Below are 6,543 nucleotides of genomic sequence, written 5' to 3' on the forward strand. Positions count from 1 at the left end.
GCGCCGGCCGCGGCGCTGGCGGGGGAAGGTGAAGCGGGTGCGTTCACTCCCGTCGTCGTGCAGCAGGATCAGGTCGTCGCCCTTGGACACACACGGGAAGTAGCCGTAGACCACGGCCGCCTCCAGCCCCCGGGCGGCCCCTCACCCCCGCGTCCCCGCGACCGCATCCAACTCCCCCACCGACGCGAACCGCCCCTCCGACCCGTACTCGCTCACCACCCGCAGCGCCACATACCGCACCCCCACCGCCGCGAACCGCACGACGGACTCCGCCGGCCCGGCCGGAAACACCCCCGACGCCGCCCGCCCCCACCGCCGTCCGTCCGCCGAGGTCAGGACCTCGTACGACTTCACCCGCCCGTTGACCCCGCCGTCCTGCCGAGGCAGATACCGCACCCCCGCGATCCGCCGCACACCGCCCATGTCCACCGTCAGCTGCTGCGGCAGCGACCCCCCGTATGCGCTGTGCCAGTGCGTATACGGATCGTTGTCCACCGCCCGCCCGGCCGCACCCGGCTCCCCGGACGTCTCCTGACTACTGGCCGAAGCAGACCATCCCGCCTGCGACAGCAGCCCCGGCCCCGCGGCATCCCCCACCCGGTCGTACCGGTCGAGGAACCCTCGTACATCCGACCCCGCCCCGGTGGCCCACGTCCGATCGGCGACCACGGCGAGCGGCCGCCGCCCAAAGAAGTCCAGCTCGTCCAGCGACATCCCCCGCGTCCGGTCCGACCACCGCGCCACCCGGTAGCCGAGGATCCCCGGCGCCGAAGCGAACGGGTAATCCCGGTACGTCGTGCGCACGTCGAAGAAGCCATACGCTCCCGGCACCCCGCCGAACCCCGGGCTCACGTACAGCGGACCGTCCTCCATCCCCACCGTCCGATACCCCTGCGCCGCGCGCCCCCCGGGTGCCCCCTTCCACTCGTTCACGACGATCCGTTTGTCGGGAGCGATGGTCGTCTTCTGCTTGTGGTCCCACCACTCCCAGATCTGCGTCGTCCGGCCCTTTCCCCGTACCGCGGTGTCCAGTTCGTTGATGAACTCCACCAGTACGTCTCCGACCTGCGGGTACCCCTTCGCCCGCTGATAAGCCACCAGCTCCGGGCACGCCTCCTGCGCCGGTGTCAGCGGCACCTCGTCCGTTCCGACATGGATGTACGGGCCGCGGAAGATGTCCGCGACCTCCCCGATCAGCGTCCGCGCGAACTCCCGCGTCCGGGGCTTGGTGTAGTCCAGCGTCCAGTGGCCCCGGTCCGAGCCCTCCCAGTTGTTGGCCGGGCGGGACATCGACGGGCAGGTGAACGCCAGATCGGGGCGGGCGTCGCCGATCGCGACGGCGTGGGCCGGGAGGTCGATCTCGGGGACGATCGTGACGCCGTAGCGGGCCGCGTAGCGCTCCAGGTCCTGGAGTTGGGCCTTGGTGTAGTGGTCCTTCGCGACGATCTCCGGGTAGCGCTTGCTCTCGATCCGGTAGCCGTTCCAGTCGGAGAGATGCAGGTGGAAGGTGTTCAGCTTGTACCAGGCCAGCTGTCTGACCTGCTGCTTCAGATAGTCGACGGGGAAGTATCTGCGCCCCGCGTCCAGCATCTGCCCCCGCTCCCGGTGCGTGGGCCAGTCCCGCACCGTGCCGCGTGCCACCGTGCCGGGCCTGGCGCCGGTACGCAGCGCCTGGAGCAGGGTGCGGGTCCCGTACAGCACCCCCCGGCGGTCGGCGGCCGTGACGGACGCGGCGTCGGCCAGCTTGAGTTCATACCCCTCCGGGCTGCCTCCCGGGGCGGCGCCCCCGAGGGTGAGCTTGATGTCGTGGGTACGGGCCGTCCCCCCGCTCACGACCTTGGGGCGGACCCCCTCCTGGCCCGCGAGGTCGTCGGCGAGCATCCCCGCGACGTCGGTGAGGCCCTGGCCTGCGACGATGCGGGTGGCTGAGGTCAGCTCCCAGGTGCCGGGGGCCGCCTCCCATGACCGCACTGCGGGGACGGTGACCGGCGCCGGCTGCGGGGCGGCTGCCCGGGCGGGCGGGGTGGTGAGGGCGCCGGCGAGTAACGCGGCGGCGACGAGCGTACTGCGGACCACGGCATGACTCCCTGTGTCCGGGACACGGAGCCGCCAGGCCTACCAGCGCGATCCCGGCGGGTCCACGCAGCGCGCGGGGCGTCGCCGAGGATCCCCCCATCGGGTCCTACAGCCGCGTCCGCGGACCGCTGCCGATGCCCAGCGAGCGTACGTAACGGGAGATCTCCCGCGGCGCGTGCAGCGTCCAGTACGCCTTCTGCACCAGCAGCGTCAGCGAGCCCGCGACGATGATGCCGAGGAGGTTGAGCAGCAGCTGGTACGTCGACCCGTGGGCCTGGTGGAAGTCGCCGTAGCTGACGGCGACGGCCGCGTTGGCCGCCGCGGGGACCGTCGTCACGGAGATCGCCACCCCGACCAGCGCGCCCGACTTCGACGACGTCAGGGAGAGGGTGCCGGCCGCGCCGGCGAGCACGGCGACGATGAACGAGAACGCGTCCGGCTGCCAGATGAACCCGGTCTGCGGCCGCTTCTCCTCCAGCATGGTCTCCGTGAAGTAGCCGAGGCCGTCCATCATCTGGCTGAACCCCACGGTGACGGCCATCGCCACCGCGAACCCGACGAGCACCGCCGCCAGTGACCGCGCCGCGAGCTTCGGCCTGCGCTGTACGAGGGCCACGCACAGCCCCGCGATCGGCCCGAACTCCGGGCCCACGGCCATCGCGCCGACGATGAGGATGGCGCTGTCGATCATCACGCCGCAGGCGGCGAGCAGCGTGGCCACGGTGAGCATCGCGAGGAACGTGACGGAGAGCGTCGACTCCTCGTGCGTCTCCTCGACCAGCGACTCCCACACCACCGCGTCCGCCCCCTCCCCGGGGGCGTCCGCCTCGGCCTGATCGGCCCGCGTGGACAGCGTCAGCGCGACGGGATCGACGGTGACGGCCCCGTCCTCGCAGAGCCCCCGCGTCCGCAACTCGTGCAGCAGCCCGTCGGCGGCCTCCCGCGCCACGTCACACAGCACCAGATCCCCCGCGGGATCCACGGACGCCCCCGGCAGCACGACCAGATGCGTGGTCCCGACGGTCTTGTGAATGACCCCGACCACTTCCTCGGCACGCCCGGCGGGCGCGTGAATCCGCACATGCAGCATGCGGGGGAGCGTACCGGCCGCCCGTTCGGGCGGGGCGGCGCGGGTTCAGTCGGCGTACGCCTTGAGCTGCTCGGTGGGGAGAGTGATACCGACGGGGTCGGGAAGCTCCACCTCCGTCCCGTAGGGCCGGGTGGTGAGGGAGCGGTAGACACCGTCCTCGGGGTCGGAGTGGACGGTGACACTGTGGGCGTCGCGGTCGACGAGGAGGAACACGGGGATGCCGGCGGCGGCGTAGCCCTGGGACTTCTCGACCCGGGTGCGCTGATCGACGTCGCGGGAGATGACCTCGACGATCATCAGGACGCCGTCGGGCTCCGCCCACTCACCGGTGCCGATGTAGTGTCTGTACGGGGCGAGGACACCGTCGGGGCGGATCCGATCCGCGCCACGGGATCCAACCCTGAGGCCCCGCATCTGGTAGAGCCTTAGTTCAGGGAGGCGTTCCAGGAAATAGCGGTTGAGCCACGCGACGGTCTCACAGCCGTTGCCGTCCCGGGCGGGTTTGACCTTGAGCTTTCCCCGGAGGAACTCCAGCCAGACGGTCTCGGGTGCTCTGAGGGCGATCTCCTCGAACTCGTCGGTCGACATCTCGGGGCGGTCGGTAGTACTGGGGGTCATGGTGTCGCCGACGGTAGTCCCCGCAGGGAAGGCTCAGGGGGAAGACTGCCGAACGTGATCAGATCAGGTGGGCGCACACTCGAAGGCGCACGCCCCCGCCCTCACAGCTTGCGCAGTGACAACCGCTGGACCTTGTGGTCCGGGCCCTTCCGGAGGATCAGCGTGGCCCGGCCACGGGTGGGGGACACGTTCTGGCGGAGGTTCGGTTCGTTGATCGTGCGCCACATCTGGCGGGCGTAGTCCAGGGCTTCGGACTCCGAGACCTGGGTGTACTTGCGGAAGTACGAGAACGGGTTCTGGAACGCCGTCTCGCGGAGCTTGCGGAAGCGGCCCAGGTACCAGTTCTCGATGTCCTCCGTGCGCGCGTCCACGTACACCGAGAAGTCGAAGTAGTCCGCCAGGCCCACGCGGGTGCGGCCGTCCGAGCCGGGGAGGGCCGGCTGGAGGACGTTCAGGCCCTCGACGATGAGGATGTCCGGGCGGCGTACGACCAGTTCCTCGCCGGGGACGATGTCGTAGATCAGGTGCGAGTAGACCGGGGCCCGGACCTCGTCCCGGCCCGCCTTCACGTCCGCGACGAAGCGGGTCAGGGCACGGCGGTCGTACGACTCGGGGAAGCCCTTGCGCGACATCAGGCCCCGGCGGTGGAGCTCCGCGTTCGGGAGGAGGAAGCCGTCCGTCGTGATCAGCTCCACCCGGGGGTGCTCCGGCCAGCGGGCCAGCAGCGCCTGGAGGAGGCGGGCGGTCGTCGACTTTCCGACCGCGACGCTTCCCGCCACGCCGATCACGAACGGCGTGCCGGGCTGTTCGGTGCCGTGGCCGTTCCCCGCGTCGCCGAGGAACGTGTTCACCGCCCGGCGCAGGCCGTGCGTCGCGCCCACGTACAGATTCAGCAGGCGGGACAGGGGGAGGTAGACCTCCCGTACCTCGTCCAGGTCGATCACGTCCCCCAGGCCCCGCAGCCGCTCGACCTCCTCCGCCGTCAGGGGGAGCGGGGTCTTCTCGCGCAGCGCGCTCCACTCGGCGCGGGAGAGGTCGACGTACGGGCTGCTGTCGGCGCTCCTCCGCCTCACGGCGGGCAGGGTGCTCAGAGGCGAAGTCACCCGGCCATTGTCAGGTGCGGGTCGCCCGGGATCACCTCGGGGGGCGCGGGTGAGAGCGGGCTCACGTCCGCCGCGTGCCCGGTGGGCTCACGCCCCGCGTGTGACGTCCCGCCAGACGGTCGGGAGGGCGTCCGCCAGGTCGTGGGCGCCGATCGGGGCCCCGCGTGCCGCCTCGCGGGCGGCCAGGCCGTGGAGGTACGCGCCCGCGGTCGCCGCGTCCCGGGTGGTCAGGCCCGCGGCGAGGAGGGAGCCGGTGAGGCCGGAGAGGATGTCGCCGGTGCCGGCGGTGGCCAGCCAGGGGGAGCCGGTGGGGTTGACGCGGACGGGGGCGTCGCCGTCGGCGACGAGGGTGGTGGAGCCCTTCAGCAGGACGGTGCAGCCGTAGCGGGCGGTGAGTTCTCTCGCGTGCTGCAGGCTCCGGGCCTCCACCTCCGGCCGGGGCACCGCCAGCAGCGCCGCCGCCTCTCCGGCGTGCGGGGTGAGGAGTGTGGGGGCGGTCCGCCGCTCGAGGCCGTCCGGGTGTACGAACCTCAGGCCGTCGGCGTCGACCAGCACCGGTACGTCCGAAGCCAGCACCTCCTCGACGGCCTGCCGCGCCTCGGGCCCGTCACCGAGGCCGGGCCCCACGACCCAGGCCTGCACCCGCCCCGCCTTCGCGGGCGGCCCGGCGTGGACAAGGGCCTCGGGCCACCGGGCGACGACGGCACGGGCGGCGGGCCCGACGTACCGCACGGCGCCGGCACCCCCGCGCAGGGCGCCGGCCACGGCGAGCACCGCCGCTCCGGGATAGCGCTCGGAGCCGGCGACCACGCCGATGACGCCCCTGCGGTACTTGTCGCTGGCGGCGGTGGGGTGCGGGAGGAGGGCGGCGATGTCGGCGTGCTGGGGGGCTTCCAGCGCGGGGGCCGTGAGGTACGGGGTGAGGCCGATGTCGATCAGGCGGAGGGCGCCGGTGTGGGTACGGGCGGGGTCGACGAGGAGGCCGGGCTTGTACGTCCCGAAGGTCACCGTCGCGGCGGCCCGCACCGCTTCTCCGTGGACCTCGCCGGTGTCCGCGTCCACGCCGCTGGGGAGGTCGACTGCGAGGATGGGGGCGCTGGCGGCGCGGACCAGGGCGGCGGCGTCGGGGCGGAGGCCGCCTTTGCCGCCGATGCCGGTGATCCCGTCCAGGATCAGGTCGGCTTCCGTCAGCTGGTTGGGGTGTGGTGCGGCAACGCGTCCACCGGCCCTGCGCAGGGCCGTGAGTCCGCCGGGGTGGGCGCGGTCGGGGGCCAGGAGGACGGCGGTGACGGCGGCGCCCCGCCTCGCGAGCCTGGCGGCGGCGTAGAGGGCGTCGCCGCCGTTGTCACCGCTGCCGACGAGGACGGTGACCCTGGCCCCGTAGACGCGGCCCATCAGGTCAGCGGCCGCGGCGGCCAGCCCTGCGGCGGCGCGCTGCATGAGGGTGCCCTCGGGGAGGGTGGCCATGAGGGCGGCTTCGGCTTCGCGGACGGCTTGGACGGGGTGGGCTTGGCGCATGGGGGTCAGTTTGGCATCCGTCGCGCGGCGGGGGGCGGCTGACGCGGGCGGGGGTCGGTGATCCCGCACTCGATCGTGCGCGCGGCGCCGTCCTTCGAGGCCATCGAGGCGATGGTGCTGGCGGACACGGACTGGGAC

Annotated in this window: 5 protein-coding genes; all 5 read right to left on the reverse strand. The window is 72.7% G+C overall.

The window, feature by feature from the left end:
- Positions 1–141: 141 nt before the first annotated feature.
- The 5 genes from SRB5_RS35495 to SRB5_RS35515 all read right to left on the reverse strand — a co-directional run bounded on the left by SRB5_RS35495 (position 142) and on the right by SRB5_RS35515 (position 6,405).
- Complete coding sequence (locus tag SRB5_RS35495) at positions 142–2,076, reverse strand: family 20 glycosylhydrolase (protein ID WP_323379045.1); 1,935 nt, start codon at positions 2,074–2,076, stop codon at positions 142–144.
- Between the two features lie 106 nt (positions 2,077–2,182).
- Complete coding sequence (locus SRB5_RS35500; protein WP_153457952.1) at positions 2,183–3,166, reverse strand: DUF389 domain-containing protein; 984 nt, start codon at positions 3,164–3,166, stop codon at positions 2,183–2,185.
- A gap of 45 nt (positions 3,167–3,211) precedes the next feature.
- A complete protein-coding gene (locus SRB5_RS35505; RefSeq protein ID WP_153457954.1) occupies positions 3,212–3,784 on the reverse strand; it encodes a Uma2 family endonuclease in 573 nt (190 codons plus the stop codon).
- Between the two features lie 101 nt (positions 3,785–3,885).
- Positions 3,886–4,887, reverse strand: coding sequence for a type I pantothenate kinase (gene coaA / locus SRB5_RS35510; protein WP_323379046.1), 1,002 nt, complete (start codon positions 4,885–4,887; stop codon positions 3,886–3,888).
- Positions 4,888–4,974: 87 nt separating this feature from the next.
- The gene (locus SRB5_RS35515; protein WP_153457956.1) at positions 4,975–6,405 is read right to left on the reverse strand and encodes an NAD(P)H-hydrate dehydratase; all 1,431 of its coding nucleotides are present in this window, start codon (positions 6,403–6,405) and stop codon (positions 4,975–4,977) included.
- Between the last annotated feature and the right edge of the window lie 138 nt (positions 6,406–6,543).

It is taken from the genome of Streptomyces smaragdinus, assembly GCF_009604385.1.
Classification (GTDB): domain Bacteria; phylum Actinomycetota; class Actinomycetes; order Streptomycetales; family Streptomycetaceae; genus Streptomyces; species Streptomyces smaragdinus.

Bases quoted from the DNA above. Each gene is read 5' to 3' on its own strand.
- SRB5_RS35500 (WP_153457952.1), bottom strand. From the start codon at position 3,166: ATGCTGCATGTGCGGATTCACGCGCCCGCCGGGCGTGCCGAGGAAGTG.
- SRB5_RS35505 (WP_153457954.1), bottom strand. From the start codon at position 3,784: ATGACCCCCAGTACTACCGACCGCCCCGAGATGTCGACCGACGAGTTC.
- SRB5_RS35515 (WP_153457956.1), bottom strand. From the start codon at position 6,405: ATGCGCCAAGCCCACCCCGTCCAAGCCGTCCGCGAAGCCGAAGCCGCC.